The sequence below is a fragment of the Roseofilum sp. Guam genome, from assembly GCF_017746735.1.
Taxonomy (GTDB): domain Bacteria; phylum Cyanobacteriota; class Cyanobacteriia; order Cyanobacteriales; family Desertifilaceae; genus Roseofilum; species Roseofilum reptotaenium.
The window spans coordinates 1-19276 of record NZ_JAGHZN010000071.1; the positions used below are offsets into that span (position 1 = coordinate 1).

The following is a 19276-nucleotide window of genomic DNA, read 5'->3' on the forward strand; positions in this document are numbered from 1 at the left end:
TAGGAGCGGTGTGAAGGGAAACTTTCACGCACCGTTTTGAAGCCGAGTGCAAATGGTGACATTTGTGCTTAGGGCAACTACGCCAGACTTCTTATCCCGGAGCAGTAGCAAGAGGGCATTGATGAGTTTCCCAGAGCTGTTTCCCAACTTGCCCAAGGCAGACGCAGCAGAGATACGCACGTCAGAATTTTCATCCTGGAGCCACTCCAAGAGAAGATTAATTACGACTTCCTTCTCCCCTAATGCAATTTGATATTTCCACAATCGCTCTTCATCAATTTGCTTCGCTTTCTCCTTGAGTAGTTGTAGGGCTTGTGCCTGAAAATCAGTTTCATTCAGGCTACAAAGGGTTTGAAAAACTTGCCCAGAAACGCGATCTCCAACTTGCGCTGTTTTGCGAATTTCCAAATCCACTAATCGTTCCACAATCTCCTGGCACAGATTCCCATTGGCAACCTGCAAATCTTTGAGATTTTCCCCCAGACATTGACCAGCCAAGATTAAATCGCGGTGCAGCCAGGCTTCATACTCGCTGTTTTGCTTGAGAATAGCAGTAATTGCTTTAGCAGCTTTTTTCGGCCTTTGTTGGGCAATCAATAGTAATAATACTTCTTCCCAGTGAGGGTCATGGATATGGTCTTGAATGCAATCGGTAATAATTGAAAAATCACTCTCGTTATCCGCTTGATAGTCAATTTCTTGGGCACAGAGATATTCCTGAAAAGTCTTATGCACAAATGCATAGCAATCCGTTCCTTGCTCATTCAGGAGTCCGGTGCGCTCTCGAATTAATCCCACAAAACGTTCTGCTTCTTCTCGTGCCTGGTAGAGTTGAACTTGTTTGAGCATTTTAATGTCCCAGCTCAATTGCTCAATCAGTTCCTCACAATCAATTAATGTCCCTCCTTCAGTATCTCCCGTACTGCCCTGACTATGAATCCAATAGGCAAGCCTTTCCATCAGCCGTCGTAAGTCATCTAAATCCAGATACTCAAAGACTTCTCGACTACTAATTTCTTTATTCGCATCCCAAGAAGTTAACAGGGTCTCAACCGCTTTGTCATAGAGTTTGTACCGATCTTTGGGCAATAGAGCTTGATAACGATGAATCAGGGCAATAATTGTCAACAGCAATGGATTTTTGGCCAGCAACTTAATTCGGTCATTCTGGTTCAGAGCCTTGGTCAAACTCTCCTTGCGCCGTTCAGCTTCGGCTTTATCTTGAAACCGGCTCTCATACCAGCGATCCATAAATTCCTGAATTTTGTCATCATCAAAAGGCTGAAGCTGATAATGGGGAAATTCATCAGTACGGAAAAAGTCCCGCTTGTAACCCGCCGGACGAGAGGTGATAATGGCGATATTTTGCTTAAATTGTTCTTGCCCTAAAAAACTTTCAATTTTACGGACAACTTCATAGCGCTTACTTTCTTCCGCCACTTCATCCAAACCATCAAGTAAAATCAATGCTCGTCCATCCAATAACCAATGTTCAAAGAAACCCGTAGGGAGAGAATAGACTTCAAGGTTTTTCGCAAAATATCGTGCATATTCTAAGATGCTCAGTTCCGGTTGCCTCGCTAAATCTCGAATCGGAATCAAGATCGGCAACCAGTCTTTTTCTTCGCTCAATTCTAATTGCTTGGGCTTGTTTTGCGCCAGCATCACCGCAAAATAGCTCATCAATGTGCTTTTACCCGAACCTGGCGCACCCAGTAATACCAATTTTTTCGACTGGTTTTGGTTCAATAACTGTTGAGCTAAAAAAACTTGCCCAAACCGGTTGTCTAGTTGAGAAAGATATCGCTGTTCCTGGAGTAATTCTACCTGACGGCTGTGTTCTCTGTTACTCTCAACCTTAAAATTCTCTATCTCCCTTGCTCTTTGTTCTAAACTAGCAGCCTGCTGCTCTTCCCTCACCTCTGGCATCACGAAAATCTGAGCCAATTTTTCTGATTTTTCGATCGCCTGTCCAGCAACATCAATTCCGCCAAACTTAATATTGTCAAATCGATGCGCCAGTCGTGCTAAATAATTGTCTTTAGCCACCAGAAACTTTGAATAATTACTGGTTTCGGTAAAATACTTCTCTGCAAATGCCGAGAGCCAGGGTTCTATTCTATCTTCGATAGGATTAAGATCAACTGGATTATATTCTTTTGATAAACGTTTAAATTCTGCAACAAGCACGGGAATTGATATAATCCCACCATTCTCTGTAAATGGTTGTTTTAGTTCCTGTAGTACGGCTTCCTTTTGGAAAAACTCTTGCAAAAATGTTGGTACACCCCTCAAAGCATCAGGAGAAGACTTAAAAAACAACTGTTGATCGTGTGGACATTGATTTTCTTGTTGTTGTGCCGCCTCAATTCCAGCTCTCAAAGCCTTCTCCAGTTCCGTCGGATTTAATTTTTGTTGAATGTTATCTTTGGCGAACTGAAATAAGGGTCGTGCAACTACGTTGGCGATTGTTGCTATATCTATAGACATCGTTCAGCTTTGGATTGATCTTATTGTTGATTATGACACAGGCTCAACCCTGTGGTGGCGATCGCAGGGAAGCCACAATCCTCATCTTCTGATATGAAATCCTTAATGCTTGCTACAATGCCTACCCTACCGTAGAGACAAGGGGTGCCTTATCTCTACCATGTCTTCTCTCTATTATCTCGATATCCCTTTAATTCGGTGCTAATTCTGTATTTAGCTCATTCACCGCTTTGGGAACACGCGGTTGGGTATTCTCTCTAGGGGGAAAATCAAATAAGTCCCGCAGAGCATCATCAACCTGTTCAAAGGCGATATTACCCGTTTCTTCAAAAACCCGGTTACCTTGGCGATCGAAGAGGATAGTTTGAGGCACTTTACCCTTATAGTAGTAGGCCGGTTGCATGGGGTCTGTACTCGCATCAAAGATAATTTGATCCACACTTAAGGGCACAAAATTAACAATTCGCCCATAATAAGCTTGAAGCTGAGAGACAACCGACGCATACTGCTTGCAATCTCGGCTATCATCAAGATAGAAGATTAATAAGGTCGCCCGATCTTGTTTTAGGGAATCTGCAAAGGCAACTCTAGGGGGAACCAGGGAACCATTGCCCCCATAGAGGGCAAAAATATTACCATCAAAGGTATCTACATTCATGCCAGCGATCGCCTGTGGTGTGCCCAAACCCAAGAGCCAAGTTACACAGAGTACCATCAGCAAAAAACATCCACTCACAAACGTCTGTTTCCATCGATCAATTAAATTCAATAGCATTTTATTACGGATTCCCAACACACTCAATGGATAAAGAACTATAGGATCAAACAAAGGCTACCATACTTTCGGTCTATTCTCCGAGAAAGTTAAGTCCCGTTCCCTAAGTTCTCTTAATTCCTGTTTTCATTGTTGATCATCTTCTTTTTTCCTATTCTTATGTTAACCATGACTCGCGATCATATTCAGAAGCTGGGAGCCTCTTTAAGACCCATTCGCCAGAACTTGTTAAAATTTGACGAACATCAGGGGATTCTACGCTTTTGGTATCAGGGAGAAGAGCCTTATTTTGATGTTTTTTTTGATATTCAAGATCAAGAACTGATTTGGTTTCAGTTGACTTTCAGAGGAAAATGCTTAACTTGGCATCAAGATCAGGGTCTAGAAACTGGGTTTACAGAAGAAGTGAATGTAGCACCCGAACGGTATCCTGCGAGTAAACTAATCAAACCGGAAGCCCATCTCGATCGTGAATTTGTTGATTTAGTTCACGATATTTTGCTCACTCGCTCGACAGAATATCCCTTTGATTTAGCCCTAAAAATATTTGAGTAATGGGTAATAGTTTGTCTCGATATTTCCATGTCTCCCCATTCCCCTACTTCGGCCGCTCGCCATTGCCACTTAACCGACTGTCTGACCAAGAATTACCAATTCCTTGCAGCACTCCCCGCGCGACTAAACCGATACCTCTGCCAATAATATGGGTTAGGATATAGATTAAAACTTGACCGACTGAGCCAACTAACGCTTGCAGTCGGGGGGCGATCGCGTCGCGCCCTTCGAGCATTAAGGTTACCCCTAAAGACCACCCGTTTAACTGGTCTAATTCTTCCCGTCTGGGGGCATAAATGGAGACTTTTTGAATCCCTCGTGCCTCTAAAACCAATAAGGAATACTGACTTTCAAAAATTGCTTTTGGTTCGCCAAACCACTGTTGTTGCCGAGATTTCCAGGATAAATCATTCCGAAATCGTTCAATCTTGCGGCTGGTGATTAGCTCTTGATCGTAAAAGATCTGCTTAACTGCTACGACATCTGCAAAATGATTTAAAAGAGGATTAACCACACTATTGCCGAGCTGAACAATCAGATTTTGGGTTAACATTTCCGCTCGCTTTTGCGCTTCTGGTGTGCCTGCCGCATATAAGCGATTATCAATCATTAAGGGGATTTCATAGACTAAATAATTCAGCAAGTCTATAAATAAGGGGACTTTTTCTAAGTACTCTGCTTGAATTCGGTCAATATCCTGCAACAAAATGGGGACAATTTCCACTTCTGACCCTTTGACCATAATTCGCGAATATTTTCCAAAAAACTGAGTCACAACCGCTGACCATAAATCACGCAGGAAATCTAGTTTTTTCGAGAGCAATTGATCGCCTTGAATCTGGGAGAATTTTAAATCCTCAAGCAGAACTTCCCATTCTTCTAAAATGACTTGCAAGAGTTCTTGCCGTTTTTGTGGTTTTAAGATATCTAGCTCTAGGGGGGTATGCGTTAAATTATTGAGCTGGAATTGTAGATGAGTCGCCGTAGTTTCTAAGACTTGCTGACGGGGGGAAATGGGGATTAAGGATTCACTCCATTCTGGATCTGAGCTGGAGGACTGAGCAGGAACGAGGGATTGATTTGGATAGATTCCAGGATTGGGGCGATCGCCATTATTGTCTGTCGTTTCCTGAAATTCTACCGCTTCTAAGCGGGGCGCTAACAACCAATGAATACACCATCGAGCAGTGAATAGTTCCCGCAGCCGTCCGCGAATCACAACCCGCTCTAATACCGATAAACCCGGTTGATTGAGTTGCGCTTTTAACTTAGCTTCTACGTCCGAGATCGCTTTGATGCCCCAGAGATACCACCGATGTTTTACCCGAGTCCACCAGGACGGGCGATCGCCCTTCGATGAAGATGGATCGACACTCACCTGATAGGATTCTCCCATCGCCACCTGTTTGAGCATCGCTACCAACTGGCTCCGATCTGCCGTTTTGGGACAATAGCCATCAACACCCACCGCTCGTGTCCTTTGCCAACTGACTGTTCCTGGATCGGTCAACAAAACCAGCCGATAGTGGGGATAACTCGTTTTCAGCGTTTGACAAAACCGCAGGAGAGCATTCTGAGTTAGGGAGGTTTCTAGGGCAGTATCGATCGCAATAATCCCCACCCCAGGGCGATCGCTCATCGATAACCGTTGGGCTTGCAGATAGGTTAAGGCTTCATTCGGCGTTTCCACTTCAGCCATCACCGTAATCTCAGGATACGATTCCAAGGCCACCTGAAGTCCCAGCCGAAAGATCCGACTGGGAACGATTAATAACAGGGAAATGGAAGAGGGTTGAGAATTGCTCATGGGATATTTGATTTAAGAGACAAGTGAGAGGTTGACCAGCTCAGGGGAAAACCAACACTTTGCTCAACCCCTCCTTAAAACTGTGGCTCAGGACTATAATCCAAAGGTTCAGGAGCCGATTCATAAACGGGTTCTGGTTCTTGATAGACTGGCTCTTGATAGACTGGCTCTTGGTAAACGGGTGGCTGATAAACCGGTTCTTGATAAACCGGTTCTTGGTAAACCGGCTCTTGATAGACCGGTTCTTGATAGACCGGTTCTTGATAAACCGGCTCTTGATAAACCGGAGCTGGAGGAGTATAGAGAGAATCCAGTGTCGCTTGCCAGCGGGCGATCGCATCTTGAGCCTCATAATACAGCGGTCTACCCCAACCGATACGAGACGCTGCGCCAATGGCTTCACTGTAGCGACCTAAAGATGCTAAATATTCAGCATCCCTGAGATCTGCATCATCCTGAGCCGTTTGAATTTCTACCTCCCACTCATAAATAATATCTTGGGCTTGACCATATAACGCACGATCTGAGGTGATTTTTTCCGCCATCTCAATGGCTTCCCACAAATCTCCCGCCTTAGCCAACGATTTCGCCCGATCCAGAATTGGCCGATCCTCAATAATTTCAATCCGCTTATTCCATTCAGCAATTAAGGTTTGAGCCTCAATGCGTAGGGGATGACCTCGCTCAATCTCAGCCGCTAAGGTTCTGGCTTGTTCAAAATCCTCCAAGGTTTCTCCTGCTGCCACATGCCGAGCCATGGCTAAAACGGGTCGAGCCTCTAAGCGCTCTACTTCCTTGCGCCAATGGGCGACTTTAGTCTGGGCTTGAATGCGCCGAGGACGGTCAACGGAGACCATTTGAGCAAAATTTTCCGCTTGTTTCAGGGCAACGGGTTGGCCAACACTGGCAATTAGATTCGCAAATTGAATTTGCACTTCATCTTGGACTTGCTCTTGCCACTGGTCAATTTTGCCTTGAGCTTCCTCATAGAGGGGGCGATCGGGTTTAATTTGAGCCGCTTGAGTTTGAGCCGCTAAAAATGCCCCTAGATTATCCTCTTGAACTGTATCGATCGCTTCTCCTAAGAGAATGAAATCTTGAGCTTCCGCATAGCGAGAGGAATAACTGGGAATACGTTCGGCAATGGCGATCGCCCCTTCGAGATCGTCCTCTTCTAAGCGCTCTTCTGCCTTTTCCAAAAGTTCGCGACTCCAAGTTGCGATTTCCTTAAGCGCCGTTTGGCGAGCCAAGCTATCAGCCGGAATCTTATTCACCCGCTCCATGGCTTCCACCAAGTCCTCAACCGTACCATAGCTGGCCCAAGCGCGAGCATCCTTAAGCTGCTTCTGGTATTGTTTTTCTGTAGCAATTAATTGAGTCACTTCCACAAATCGTTCTTGACTCCAGAAGGGATCTTTGAGTTTACCCAACCGAGACAACTGTTGATAAGCCACCGTCCAATTTTGATTTTCTATGGACTCAAGTGCTTTCTGATAAATTTCTTGACCGGTATCCCAGTCGGCTTGCCATAACTCAATTTTTGTTTGAGCCTCCGCATATAAGGGGCTACTCTCCGGGACTTTACTGGCCATCTCGATCGCTTTTTCCAGATTACCCGCCTGTATTTCCCGACGGGCAAACTCTAAAATTGCGTTAGACCAATTGCTCATCAAACGCTGACTTTCAGCATAGAGAGAATGGTTAGAATCCCATTGATCCACAAAAGCGATCGCCGATTCTAGATCCTCTAGTGTGCCAGACAGAGCTTGTTGTTCTACACAATAGAGCTGCTCGCCATCAGCCGCTAATGGCGACAATTCTTTACAATCTGGAGTGGGTGGCACACGAGTTAGCAGCCAAGTGGCAACAAACCCAGCCGTACCAAACATGAGGATAATCATTAGCCATAATAGAGATAGTCCCATGGCATTAAGGGTTGTATTTTGGGTTGAGGGACTCGATGGAGTCTCTTGGGGGGGGTTAATGGCGGTTGAAACTTCTTTCATAGACCTTGGGAGAAACGGGATAACGAATGTACTTAATAAAGAAGACGCAGATGTAATTTAAGTCATTAAACTGGGTTTCAATCGTTTAGAAAAGAGGCCAATCCGCATTCACAGGGGGAAATCCGGATCGAGTCCAGGGCGATCGCCAAATATTAGATATAGACTAACCAGAGTAGCCTAGGGTCTCTGGTCTTGTTCTAGAGTTTAACCGTTGTTTAGTGTAATGGGTTTTGGTCTTTAAAATCCTTGAAAGAGCCTATGCCACACTCACTCTTGTGTCCTCTAACCTTCGTTCTGTATAGTTTAAGTCATAAGATAACGGTTAAGCCAAGCACCCCGATCAACCTTAGCTTCCGTTGGTAATTGTTCTCAAGTTCTCCTATTCGGAAGTCAATCCCTCAATTCAGGAGCCTCCCCCGATGTCATCAAGATCTTTTGATTGTTAACGTGGGAGGGGTAATCTGAATAAACGCCTTGTTTCTTATCTTCTCTAAAACTAGCCGTCAGACTATTCGCGATCCACAACCTGTAGAATGAACTTCAAGATTTATGATTGGCTTCAAGCATCCCATCTTAGCCTTGGCTCGATTCAGCCAAGCCTATCCCTCTTTAAATCTACCTCTACACCCGATCGAGTTCATGATGCGCCCATTACAATTAACCTTCATCAGTTAAGCCAAGCTGATTTAGCCGGTGTGGCGTTTCGACTGGTGCAAGCCCTACATGAGGAACAGTTGACCGGTTTCCACACCAATATTCTGGCGGAATTTCTGGCAAGACCTCTTTCGATTGGGCGATCGCATCTTCGCCCCTTAAGCCAACTGACGGGTGCCATGATCCACGTCGAAAGTCAGTATAAACCAATGCCTCGTAATCATAGCACCTGGTTAGCCCTGGAAATTGCTTATCTTGATGGTTTAGAAAACCTATTGATTCAAGAAGAAACCCTGTGCAAACCTTGGTTAAATCGCAGTTGGATCGCTCAATTCCCCCCTTCTTCATCCACCGAAACTGAGCAGACCCCTTGGGTTTCCCAACTCGAAATTATTCACCGTAAACGGCTCACGGATTTAGAAACTGAAAAAATTCTCTCTGATTTAGATCATGCTCCCATTATTGCTCACATTCATCAAGTCATTCAAGCTTGGTTAGTCGCTAATGGCGCGGAGGATCGGGAGAGCCAATTATTAGTGCAACGGCTCCATCAAGGCTTATTCGGACAATTACTCAAAACCGTTGCCCAATATCATATTTATTTACCTCAACTGCAAAAATTTGTCCGTATTGGCGATTCTAGTCAGGGATTTTATGGAGCTGGAGTAGGAGATTATGAACTTTTAGAAGTGGCTTCTCCAGGGGCACGGGCAATCATTGATTTGCCGAGAGAATTCTATCGTGCCGATCTGCGAATCAATCTAGCTTTCCCCTGTTTTGAAGAATCATTTTCTTGGTCTCAATTATATGTTATTCCCAAAGGATTGCCCACCAATTGTCTAGAATCTGAAAAAAGTGTTTCCTTACTCAATTGGGCGAATCAACAGCTTGCCGATACCTATAGTTTAGCCCTCATTGAGGGCCCCTCTGGTTTAGGGAAAACTCGCTTTTGTCAATGGTGGGCGGCGGAAATTGCCCAAAAAACCTATCCTGAATGGATGCCGATTGTCATTTCCCTCGGTTCAATTCAGTTGGGAAACTCCCTAGAAGAAACCTTGGATTCTGCATTTAAAAAAGCAGAATTCACCCGCAATGATGGTTGGTTAAAACCAGGATTTCCCCCTTGCGTCCTCATTTTGGATAGTTTGGATTCTATGCCCTATGGGTGTGTGGGGGATGACCCTTATCAGAAATTACTCGAACAAATTGCTCAATTTCAACACAAACACCGCGATCCGAGGGGCTGGCCTCGGCATAAAATTGTTTTAACCAGTCGGTCTGATTTTCGTTCCCGTTTGGCTTTAGAGCAAAAAATCCAAAGGATGGGCACTCAGAAGCCAGAAGCAGATGTGGCGTTCCTCAATGGGGTATTGAAAACTCGATTTCCCTTGAAGATATCCCGATTTCAGATCGAGCCAATGGATTTAGAATCCGTGCAAGAATGGTTTAAGAATTGGTCAAAGTTGCAAAGTCGGGAAATTGCTAAATCCTATTTTGATTTCCTCAAACAAGCCGGATTATTCAGTAATAAAACCGCAGCCAAAGAATTAGCAGCTATGGCGCGCCAACCCTTAATGTTGTATCTATTGGGTGTTTTGCATCGGGATGGTTTTTTCGAGAAAGATTTAATTGATATTCCGTTTCCAGGGGTAAAACTAGAAATCTACGATCGCATGATGACCTGGTTGCTGGGTGAAATTACCTCCGGACGATTGCGGGGGAGACAGACCCAAAAACTGATTCGCATCGGTTTAGGTCATGCGGGACGATCGCAAGAAACTATATCCCGTTTTCTCAAAAGTCGCTCACCCTTCAATCTGCGTATCCTGTGCCAAAATGCCGCTCTAATTTTACTCCAAAGTGGACAACAGACCCTCAACAGCACTCACCTGAAAGCTAAACTGAACCTTGCCGAATCTGAACCCTTAGATTTACCCTCCTTTTTATTTCAGGAGACCCCAAAACCCCACCGGCAAACCATTGAATATCAATTTACCCATCGTAGTTTCGGTGAATACTTGGCCATTGAGGCGATCGCCAAACAGCTTCAGCCTCTCCTCGATCCCAGTCAAGAATTTGACCTGCACGCCATTGCCCAAATCCTCTATCCTCTGCTCGGATTTGGCCTGCTTCCTTACAACAGTGAAGACCTACTGCTAGAGCGACTGCAACGAGAGCAAAACAATTATCCCCAGTCTTTCAATTTAAGCACTCTGTGCGATCGGTTGGATCGGTTCTGGGCCAGCTACTGCCAAGCCCAATGGATCAACACCTCCATCCCCAAACAAGCTCACGATCGCTTCCAATCCCTTGGAAACCCCATCAATATCCTGCAAGTGGATGCCATCCTTGGTATCAATCTGCTTCTTCTGATCGCCGTCTTCGCTCGTGCTACGTCTACTTCCTTCTACCCCTGTGGTATCCCCGATCGCCTTACCATTGATCTCAAGCTGCAAATTGGGGCCACAACCCTGGGCCGTTGGCTTCCGTACAACCCCAATCAACTCCTCACTTTAGCTGGCCGAGCATCGATCTTAGCCCCCCTCACCTTTTGGCAACGTCTGGGACGAGACTTCCATCACCTTCAGCTCCCTTGGGTCAACTTACAACATGCCATCTTACCCAAAAGTCACCTGCAAAACACTAACCTCCAGGGTGCGAACCTCCAAGGAGCCAACCTGAGTGGGGCCCAACTCCAAGAAGCCAACCTATCTGGTGCGGACTTATCCGGTGCTGACCTATCCAACGCCAACCTATCAAGAGCTAATCTGAGCATGGCTAACCTAGCTGGAGCCAAATTACAAGGCACGGTTTTAGAAGAGACTAACTTTAGCAACGCTTGTCTCTACCAGGCACTCATCGATCCCCAACATCATAATTTCATTCAATCCCAAGGAGTCTTTTGGACTTGGGAACAATATTGTGCCTACCAAGAAGCCAGTTGGACAGAAAACGAAAACAACTCCAATCTGCCCCAAGTACCGTCTGATTCAGATTTCTTACCCCCAATTGAAATCGCTGAAGACGAAACAGTAGCCTTTGAATCGGGATCGTATTTCAATCGGTCAGACCAATCAACAATTGAAGATATAGACGCTCCAGAAGAGATCGAGCATCTGCTCACGGCTGCCTATATGCCCGATCAAATTCCGGATGGCGATGGAGATCAATATGATGATGATGGGACTGAAACGATTGTATATACCCCACCTCCTGCTCAAGATATTGAAGGTGAAAGCATCCGTTATCAACCCCCTGATGATGTCTGAATCCGTTTAATTTGGCTAAAAATCACCTCTCATGCCGAGTTGGGGGACAAACCCTGTTTCTTCAATGACATAAATTGTAGTGGTGCCACTCACTTCATTGGTGACAACTAACAAAAGACTATTATTACTGGTTTAGGGAGATCGGTATAATTTGGATAGTGATTTTTAGAGTGGGTAAATCCTTAAAGGTCACAGAAAATATTGTTTTTTGATTGGTGATTTTTCCCATCAATTACAAGTTTATTGCTCACTTTATCATAGACAGATTGCACTCCATAACGAGATTTACTGCCAACTGTCCCAATTTTCATTCAGAATTGAGGTATTGGGAAAAGCGATCGGATTCCCTTGATTCACTAACCGTTGTTGCAAGACTTCTAATTGGGGTTCTGGTGCGGGTAAATTATCGACTAATTCATAAGGCATCAGATCGTTTTCGAGGGCAAAAACGACCGTATTCCCGGCTGCTGCACCAACTGACCATTCAAAGGAATGCACCCGATAGGCAGCCGCCGCAATATGGCTGGCGGCGATACTTTTACCGGCAATTAACAGGTTATTTAATTGTTGGGGAATCATGGCTCGCAGGGGAATTTGGAAGGGGTAAGCCGTCCCTGCGCCTTGACGTTCTCCTTCGCGCTCGGTGTTACCGGGTTTTTCCGGAGGACTTTGCGTCATGCAGGGGTGAAAGTCGATCGCATAGTGACCAATGCCAACAGAATCTGGAAAGATAGTGGAGCGGGTGCGACGTTGGGGAGGGTTAGGTAGGGCATCAGATTGCAGAACCTCGATCGCCTCTAATCCGGCGATCGCGGCTCGAAAGGCTCTGTATTCCTCTGGGGGTAAGGCTTGGCTATAATATTCATCGGTATATCCCTGGCGAGAAATATCAATTTCCCAGATGGTAAACCCATCAGGATGGGCCCAACTGGGACGACCAATAATCCGTCGTCCTTCACGCATATAGGGGTATTTCGACAGTCCATGAGCGGTTCCCATGGGAGAGTCTAACCCAGATAAAAAGCGATAATTGGGATGGAGTTCTTTAAATCCATCTCCCAATTGAGAATCCGTGGTTCCCGCAACCAACCAGTAATAAAATCCCAAAGCATGTTCTTCGGCTTTGCGTAAAGCATCGACGCGCAGTCCTCCCAGCCATCCCCCAGGCTGCAATTGACCGGTGGCTTGCAGTTGGTTTGGAGTATAAATAAAGTTATCAATTGAAGTCCCTGGACGGTAATCATTGCCCCATGTCCAGTTTTGCATCCCGATATCCCCAGGGGTGGGTTTTGTAAAACCAATGCCTCTGAATTTCGTGGCTTCTCCTGTGGTTGGACTCCAGATCCGGCGATAGGTAAACACCAGATCGAAACTGGCTAGGCGCTCTAATTCGTAGCTATAGTAAGGGGCATATTGGGGGTAAAAGTCTGGCATCACCTGGGGTTGCGGTTCGTCCATGGTTTCCATGGCGAAGGTGTAGGTAAAGCCTTGGGTACAGTAGGGATTGCCGGTTTCACTCGATGAAGAGGGTTCTAGGGGCGATCGCGGATCGATCCCCAAACGGTGAGGAATATTGGTGAGTCCAATTAATTCCCCGGTTTCCGTCGCATCGATGACATACCAGGGTTTATCTTGGGGTGCAATGAAGCGGATAATACTTTTAGTCAGATACTCGGAATTGTCGTAAGTATAAGCATCTTCTAGGGTTTGGGAGAGAAAGCGGGTATTTAGGGGCGGTGCGCCTGGTGCGGCTTGGTGTTGAATGGCACTTGCTGCTTGAATGAGGGTGCGATCGCCATTATAATCGAGGTCTTTCACCACCGTATTGGGATACCAATGCAGCGTTCCTTTCCCCTGTTTTGCCGCAGTTTCCAGCATCTCCATCAGGATCAAATGACCATCTTTCGGCAGAAAACAGGAGACACTCACCCAACACTGACCTGGATTAAGCTTGCCATAGGTTTGGAAGATGCGATCGCGCAACTCCAAATACCCGCGAGAATAAAACAATTGCGCTCTTTGTGTCGTTCTCTCATCTAACGCCGAAGTTCCCTGGGAAGAAATTTGACCCCCTACCCAGTCCGTCAACTCCGTCAGGCAAACCGTTTTACCTCCGAGCAACGCCTCATAAGCAGTCGCCGTACCTGCCAGTCCCCCACCCACTACCAGTACATCACAGGAGACGGTTCGATCCGGTTCCGGGGATGCCAGTGCCGCACTTGACGAGAATCCGGTAATAATTAAAGTAGATAGCAATCCTAGGTATTTTTTCATTTGAGATGAAAATGCCATAGAGCATTCTCATATTGTAAGTCACCAATTCGTTAATATAGCATACAAGTACCCGCAGTTATCTATTGCTCTAACAAAAACCCTATTACGATTAATCTTATGACTTCCCTCATCTGTAACCCTCGACAAACTGAAGTTTTCTTACCACTCTGGCAACACTGTAGTTGGGCAAACTATGAGGTTTGGCGCGATCGCGACTGTCCCGAAAAAATCAAGCTATACTACTACCAATATAAACTCTTAGTCCAGATGGGTTCAGACGGAATAAATAACTGCAATACTGGCGATTTATTCACCATATTTTTTTGGATCTGGTGCAGTCAAAAGCAAAATCAAAACTTTAGCTCTTTTGGTGGCTGTTTACTAGAAAAATCGCAACACAGTGCTGCTGCACCCGATCTAGTTCTCTATATTGGAGACAATTATCCCACCTGGAATCCTGAAGACAAACGCTATATTGATTTAGATCGATCTGGTTGGTGAAATTTCCGATACCACCTTATCGAGCGATTTGGATCAGAAAAAACACTTGTATGCTTCTTTCTGTATCCCTGAATATTGGGTGATTGATGTTAAAGGATAGCGAGTGTTTGCCTTCAAGCTACAAGACGATAACCAATATAAAGAGTGCGATTATTCCCAAGGTTTATCTGGTTTACCCATAGCTCTTCTTGAACAAACCCTTCTTCATCTACAAGAAGCCAGTAATATCACCGTTGCCAATTGGTTTTCTGAGCAGATTCAATCTTTGGATATTAAAGAGGATTAATGAAACAGCCACCACTTTTTTAAGGAGGGCTATTTCATTTTTCAACAGGTTTGCACTCATACTTGTTATAAATCAATAATTCTTGAATTTTCCCTCTTTTCGAGCCAACTGCATTGATTGCCCGTGAAGCTTTAACTTCAACAACTTCATAGCGAGAATCGCGGTATAACTCACGAATTAATGGAGCATTAGAATTGCTGATCAATACATTACAACCTTGATCGGATAACCGATCGCATACTAGCTTCAGTCTTTCCTGCTCCCTCTGCCCAAAACCATCCACACTATATCCTGTGAAAGATGATGTTTCAGAAATGGGATAGTATGGAGGATCAAAATAAACAAAGTCTCCTTTCTTTGTAGTTGAGACTGCATCCTCAAAATCACCTTCATAGATTCTAACTGATCTGCGATTGAGAAAGGCACTAACTGCCTTTATCGTAACCGGATCTGCTATAGCGGGATTTATATAATTTCCATAGGGGACATTAAATTGCCCTTTACTATTCACCCGAAATAATCCATTAAAACAAGTTTTATTTAAATAGATTAGCCGTGCTGCTCGTTCGACTGGTGATAATTGCTTGAACGTAGAACATCTATCTTGACTGCGCAATGTATAGTAATATTCTTTTGAGTTATTTCTCTCATGTTCCTTGCAAGCCATAAGCAGTTCATCAGAATCATCTCTAATTATTTTGTAACAATTAATTAGTTCAGGATTTGTATCATTAATAATGCTCTTGGCTGGCTGAAGTGAGAACAAAACTGCACCTGCACCAATAAACGGCTCATAGTATTGACCATACTTTTGTGGAATATACTTTTTGATAACTGAGATCAATTTTCTTTTCCCTCCTGCCCATTTTAAGAACGGCTGAACTAGGGAGTTGTCGCTACTCCCTTTTCTCCTTTGAGGGTCTAATGATTTTGCTATAGCCTGTTGTGGCATATTTGTTCACCTAAAACTTCTCATCCAGGAGTCTATGATAGTACAAACATGCCTTCCCATGTAAGCATGAAACTTGAAAATCATAGAGTAGAAATAGAATTTTTTTCCTATAAACACGCCATAAACCAGGGAATGAGAGGAATTCACCTCTGAAGAATCTATCCTATCAAATCCTTGAATATTAGCTATAGTCGTTATGATTTCGTATGAGGAATCTTGGAAATTAATCAAGCAGAATCGAGTAGGGTTATGGACACTCTACTCGATCGCCATCACTAAAGGCAAATCCTCATCTAGCGGACAAATTGGGGCATGACTTCAGCAGCAGTAAAGAGTCCGTGGATACCGCGACGATGGAAAGAAATTCCGGCTTTGAGATAGCCAAAAGCTGGCCCACAAACGTTGGCCGCCATGCTGGTTTCATCACCTAATGTGAAGGTATGGGTAGAAATTTTGCCTTCAAAGGTGCGTCCCGTGATTTGGACGTTGGTACTGAGGGGTTTTTTGGGGTTACGGGTATCGACAATACCACCGACGGATACGCAGGAGCGATCGCAGATTCCAGCTAATTCCAGCATAACATCATCGGCATGTTCCATATTTTCTAAAGCCAGAATACCGTTAGTTTTATCCAAGAGCGCCTCAACTTCGGCATCACTCATCGCTCGTGCTTTCTCCACATCATAGCCAGGCATATGGGCAATATCTTCGCGAATGGTTGCCCGATAAGCTTCCCAATTGGCAATACCCACCCCAAAGGTGATTTTACACGAATGAATTTCGGCATAACTTTGGGCAGCTAGAGCAGCAGCAGCAGTCAGTAAACCAGGAGTTGCGCCACATCCAGTCATGTAGGTAATGCCAGCTTGTTGCAACTCATCTTGTAACTCTAGCAGTTGTTCTACGGCACTGGTGCGTTTGAGGGCATCCACCAGCACCCCTTGCCAACCGGAGGCAATAAACTGCCGAGCCACATCTGCCATGAAAGTGTTGGGGAGATTGGGAAGCGCTAGAAAATAACCGTCTACCACAGAAGCCTGTTGGATCAAATCAGCAATGCTATTCTCGCTCAGGATTCCCCATGGCTCTAAATATCCCACAGAATGGCGATCGCCATACACTTGAGCGCAAGCATCCCCATCTAACCCCTCTGGATTGTAAGCATAGCCCTTATGGTCAGCCACCGCTGTTAACCGCATTTCCCCTTTGGGAGCCAAAACCTTAGCCGCAGCTTGTCCCAAACCGCCAAAGCCCAAAACACCAACATGCATCACCCCAATATTTTGGTTGTTCATTATCGTTACACCAATTTTTTGAACCAGACTAATCCTCCATTATCAACCATTGGGCGTGATTCCTTCGCCTATAGCCCTTATAAGAAATAATTACAAATGATAACGATTTATATCTTCGACAGTGAACCCTCAAATCCTTATATCCTAGGATTCTTGACGATTTGAGAAACTTGCGTCACACTGACCAATAATTGAGAACACACTTCAAGTGTGTCATAATTTTTGTTACGATTTGCGTCGTTATGATGCAACTAAAAGTCCGGTTCATGCCTTTAAGCAAGAACCATAGGCTTGGTTTATCAGGGACAAATTCACATGGAAACCCTAGAGTTCATCATTTACCCGGATGGTCGGGTAAAAGAAACCGTTACTGGCATTGTTGGATCGTCCTGTGCAGAAGTGACCGCAGCCATTGAAGCTCAACTCGGTCATGTACTCAAAGTCGAACCAACGGCTGAGTATTTTGCCCAAGTGCAACAGGAACAGGACGTTACCACGAATCAGGCTACGTTCAGCCAATGGTAACGATTGTGTCAACTGTATTTTGTATTTTTACACCAAACAACCTGCCATGTCACACTTTAGTCAAATTAAAACTCAGATTCGCAATTTAGAGGCTCTGAAAACCGCTTTAAGTGAGTTAGAGATTGATTGGAAATCTGGCCCGAGTCCCGTTCGCGGATATCAAGGACAAACTCACGACGCTGAAGTGGTGATCGAACAAGAGAATGGTTACGATATTGGCTTTAGTTGGAATGGCCAATCCTATCAATTAGTTTCGGATATGCAATTCTGGCAGCAGAATCTTTCCGTACAAGGATTTATCAATAAAATCACCCAGCGCTACGCCTATCATACAGTGGTGCAAGAGACTGCAAAACAAGGGTTTGAAGTAGCAGAACAGCAGAAAAATGAAGATGGTTCAATTCGCTTAGTGCTGCAACGTTGGAGTGCATAATGGATGATTTTTATCCCCTTTCAACCGACGATCGGGATTTAGAACGCAGTGGACTAGAACCTGAATTAGGCGGTGTGTGGCGGGATGAACCAGACCGGACAGGATTTGAACCCGAATTGGGGGGAATCCTGCGCCAGAAAGGGGTTTATGTGGATGAGGTAACCTGTATTGGGTGCAAGCATTGCGCCCATGTAGCCCGAAATACGTTTTATATTGAAGACAAGTATGGGCGATCGCGAGTAATCCAGCAAGATGGAGACCCAGAAGAGCTGATTCAAGAAGCGATCGAAACCTGTCCCGTAGACTGTATCCACTGGGTTGATTATACCGAACTCAAACAACTCGAAGCCGAACGAAAATATCAGGTCATGCCTGTTCCTGGTTTTCCGATTAATCGAGCTTTGATGTCATCAACCCAACGCCAAATACACCAAAACCCGGAATAAATGAACTCGAAAGGCTGTAACTCTACAGCCTTTTATTATAGGTGATTTTTTCTAATCCAATTATGATGAGTCAAGAAATCGTAGAGCAAGTGACCCAAAGCTACAAAATCTTGCTCGCTTATCATCAGCAAGTCGGCAGCCTATTTAAACTGCTAGATAAAAGATTTTCATCAGAAAATAATGGCAAAAAACTTATACCTCTTTCTGTGGATAAACTATTTGCCGTTTGTGATGACGAGTATATGTTATTAGATCACTATACCTTATCGAATCGCCAGCAACCCTATGATACAGGTCTCCCCTTTTGGTTAGGACGTTTTTATGTTGATGCAGATCGTTTAATCGGCGATCGTTGCATTGATGATTACTTCGCCCAAGAAATTCCTTATATGGCTTTTGTCTGGATTTGGGTCGGTTGTGACGATCCCAATGTGGCGGATGTAGAGGAACCTGAATGTTGGATTGCTATCGTCGATCCTCAACCGAATAATCCTGAAACGCGACTGTATGATATGGCAGAAATGGTTTGGAAATTTATACGCATTGAGACGACGACAGAAAAAGAAGAAGATGGATGGATTTGTGGGCGTTTTTATCCAAATTCTCTAGGCTGTGAGTTGAATGGGGTGTGGAAAGTACAACGATTTCCGCTTAAGGATCTATCTAGTTTATATGACATCTATCAGCAAATTATTAATCCGTTAACTCACAAGATGGCTGGATTATAAGTAGTAAACATCAACCAGAGCAACCCCCATCTCCCTTTAATGTGCGAAGCCTGAAACTTTCCATTAATAAGGCAGATATTTTTGAATCTATTGGAGAAAGTCGAGTAAGGTTTTAGAGACGATTTATTCCGCTCAGGTATTGACTCAAAAAAATGGGTAAGATTTAAGGACGATTAAGATGTATGAAACTCAGGTTATAATAGCAATACCTTGGCCAAAACCGGGTAGGGTGGTTTAAGGCTGATTTTTGGCGATCGTGAAACGATGGAGAGCCAGCTCG

The 19276-nt window shown here is 44.6% G+C and carries 16 protein-coding genes; 9 read left to right on the plus strand and 7 right to left on the minus strand.

The genetic code is table 11. The annotated features are described in order from the left end of the window. Positions 1–24: 24 nt before the first annotated feature. A complete protein-coding gene (locus J7529_RS22200; protein ID WP_318730787.1) occupies positions 25–2490 on the minus strand; it encodes an NACHT domain-containing protein in 2466 nt (821 codons plus the stop codon). 190 nt (positions 2491–2680) lie between these two features. Beyond that, positions 2681–3265, minus strand: coding sequence for a thylakoid membrane photosystem I accumulation factor (locus tag J7529_RS22205; protein ID WP_318730788.1), 585 nt, complete (start codon positions 3263–3265; stop codon positions 2681–2683). Between the two features lie 168 nt (positions 3266–3433). On the opposite strand from J7529_RS22205, the gene J7529_RS22210 reads away from it, so the two are divergent. Further along, positions 3434–3820, plus strand: coding sequence for a hypothetical protein (locus J7529_RS22210; RefSeq protein ID WP_318730789.1), 387 nt, complete (start codon positions 3434–3436; stop codon positions 3818–3820). A gap of 43 nt (positions 3821–3863) precedes the next feature. Here the strand turns inward: J7529_RS22210 and J7529_RS22215 are convergent, their stop codons facing one another. Next, positions 3864–5627: a DUF3685 domain-containing protein gene (locus J7529_RS22215; RefSeq protein ID WP_318730790.1), complete on the minus strand. Its 1764-nt coding sequence runs from the start codon at positions 5625–5627 to the stop codon at positions 3864–3866. Positions 5628–5701: 74 nt separating this feature from the next. After that, positions 5702–7633 carry a hypothetical protein gene (locus J7529_RS22220; RefSeq protein WP_318730791.1) on the minus strand — a complete coding sequence of 644 codons (1932 nt, stop codon included), beginning with the start codon at positions 7631–7633 and terminating at the stop codon, positions 5702–5704. Positions 7634–8166: 533 nt separating this feature from the next. On the opposite strand from J7529_RS22220, the gene J7529_RS22225 reads away from it, so the two are divergent. Further along, a complete protein-coding gene (locus J7529_RS22225; RefSeq protein ID WP_318730792.1) occupies positions 8167–11556 on the plus strand; it encodes a pentapeptide repeat-containing protein in 3390 nt (1129 codons plus the stop codon). 285 nt (positions 11557–11841) lie between these two features. Here the strand turns inward: J7529_RS22225 and J7529_RS22230 are convergent, their stop codons facing one another. Next, the gene (locus J7529_RS22230; protein ID WP_318730793.1) at positions 11842–13848 is read right to left on the minus strand and encodes an FAD-dependent oxidoreductase; all 2007 of its coding nucleotides are present in this window, start codon (positions 13846–13848) and stop codon (positions 11842–11844) included. Positions 13849–13947: 99 nt separating this feature from the next. Here J7529_RS22230 and J7529_RS22235 point away from each other — a divergent pair, with 99 nt between their 5' ends. From J7529_RS22235 to J7529_RS22240, 3 genes are read left to right on the plus strand one after another with little or no spacing between them, the layout of a single operon-like run. Then, complete coding sequence (locus J7529_RS22235) at positions 13948–14331, plus strand: hypothetical protein (RefSeq protein WP_318730794.1); 384 nt, start codon at positions 13948–13950, stop codon at positions 14329–14331. A gap of 28 nt (positions 14332–14359) precedes the next feature. After that, positions 14360–14431 (plus strand): hypothetical protein, encoded by a 72-nt coding sequence (locus J7529_RS24885; RefSeq protein ID WP_413038966.1) that lies wholly within the window; start codon positions 14360–14362, stop codon positions 14429–14431. A gap of 3 nt (positions 14432–14434) precedes the next feature. After that, positions 14435–14617 carry a hypothetical protein gene (locus J7529_RS22240; RefSeq protein WP_318730795.1) on the plus strand — a complete coding sequence of 61 codons (183 nt, stop codon included), beginning with the start codon at positions 14435–14437 and terminating at the stop codon, positions 14615–14617. 34 nt (positions 14618–14651) lie between these two features. Here the strand turns inward: J7529_RS22240 and J7529_RS22245 are convergent, their stop codons facing one another. Together J7529_RS22245 and bioU are read right to left on the minus strand one after the other, a co-directional pair. Further along, on the minus strand, positions 14652–15569 hold the full coding sequence (locus tag J7529_RS22245) for a DNA adenine methylase (RefSeq protein ID WP_318730796.1): 918 nt from the start codon (positions 15567–15569) through the stop codon (positions 14652–14654). Positions 15570–15862: 293 nt separating this feature from the next. Continuing rightward, on the minus strand, positions 15863–16864 hold the full coding sequence (gene bioU / locus J7529_RS22250) for a (S)-8-amino-7-oxononanoate synthase BioU (protein ID WP_318730797.1): 1002 nt from the start codon (positions 16862–16864) through the stop codon (positions 15863–15865). A 315-nt stretch (positions 16865–17179) separates the two neighbouring features. On the opposite strand from bioU, the gene J7529_RS22255 reads away from it, so the two are divergent. From J7529_RS22255 to J7529_RS22270, 4 genes are all read left to right on the plus strand, one after another. Continuing rightward, a complete protein-coding gene (locus J7529_RS22255) occupies positions 17180–17389 on the plus strand; it encodes a DUF2997 domain-containing protein (RefSeq protein WP_271943338.1) in 210 nt (69 codons plus the stop codon). Positions 17390–17435: 46 nt separating this feature from the next. Next, positions 17436–17822 carry a DUF1257 domain-containing protein gene (locus J7529_RS22260; RefSeq protein WP_271943336.1) on the plus strand — a complete coding sequence of 129 codons (387 nt, stop codon included), beginning with the start codon at positions 17436–17438 and terminating at the stop codon, positions 17820–17822. Then, positions 17822–18268: a ferredoxin gene (locus J7529_RS22265; protein WP_318730798.1), complete on the plus strand. Its 447-nt coding sequence runs from the start codon at positions 17822–17824 to the stop codon at positions 18266–18268. Before J7529_RS22260 ends, J7529_RS22265 begins: the two co-directional genes overlap by 1 nt. 62 nt (positions 18269–18330) lie before the next feature. Continuing rightward, the gene (locus tag J7529_RS22270) at positions 18331–18996 is read left to right on the plus strand and encodes a hypothetical protein (protein ID WP_318730799.1); all 666 of its coding nucleotides are present in this window, start codon (positions 18331–18333) and stop codon (positions 18994–18996) included. Positions 18997–19276: the final 280 nt, after the last annotated feature.

Bases quoted from the DNA above. Each gene is read 5' to 3' on its own strand.
- J7529_RS22200 (WP_318730787.1), bottom strand. From the start codon at position 2,490: ATGTCTATAGATATAGCAACAATCGCCAACGTAGTTGCACGACCCTTA.
- J7529_RS22205 (WP_318730788.1), bottom strand. From the start codon at position 3,265: ATGCTATTGAATTTAATTGATCGATGGAAACAGACGTTTGTGAGTGGA.
- J7529_RS22210 (WP_318730789.1), top strand. From the start codon at position 3,434: ATGACTCGCGATCATATTCAGAAGCTGGGAGCCTCTTTAAGACCCATT.
- J7529_RS22215 (WP_318730790.1), bottom strand. From the start codon at position 5,627: ATGAGCAATTCTCAACCCTCTTCCATTTCCCTGTTATTAATCGTTCCC.
- J7529_RS22220 (WP_318730791.1), bottom strand. From the start codon at position 7,633: ATGAAAGAAGTTTCAACCGCCATTAACCCCCCCCAAGAGACTCCATCG.
- J7529_RS22225 (WP_318730792.1), top strand. From the start codon at position 8,167: ATGAACTTCAAGATTTATGATTGGCTTCAAGCATCCCATCTTAGCCTT.
- J7529_RS22230 (WP_318730793.1), bottom strand. From the start codon at position 13,848: ATGGCATTTTCATCTCAAATGAAAAAATACCTAGGATTGCTATCTACT.
- J7529_RS22235 (WP_318730794.1), top strand. From the start codon at position 13,948: ATGACTTCCCTCATCTGTAACCCTCGACAAACTGAAGTTTTCTTACCA.
- J7529_RS22245 (WP_318730796.1), bottom strand. From the start codon at position 15,569: ATGCCACAACAGGCTATAGCAAAATCATTAGACCCTCAAAGGAGAAAA.
- bioU (WP_318730797.1), bottom strand. From the start codon at position 16,864: ATGAACAACCAAAATATTGGGGTGATGCATGTTGGTGTTTTGGGCTTT.
- J7529_RS22255 (WP_271943338.1), top strand. From the start codon at position 17,180: ATGGAAACCCTAGAGTTCATCATTTACCCGGATGGTCGGGTAAAAGAA.
- J7529_RS22260 (WP_271943336.1), top strand. From the start codon at position 17,436: ATGTCACACTTTAGTCAAATTAAAACTCAGATTCGCAATTTAGAGGCT.
- J7529_RS22265 (WP_318730798.1), top strand. From the start codon at position 17,822: ATGGATGATTTTTATCCCCTTTCAACCGACGATCGGGATTTAGAACGC.
- J7529_RS22270 (WP_318730799.1), top strand. From the start codon at position 18,331: ATGATGAGTCAAGAAATCGTAGAGCAAGTGACCCAAAGCTACAAAATC.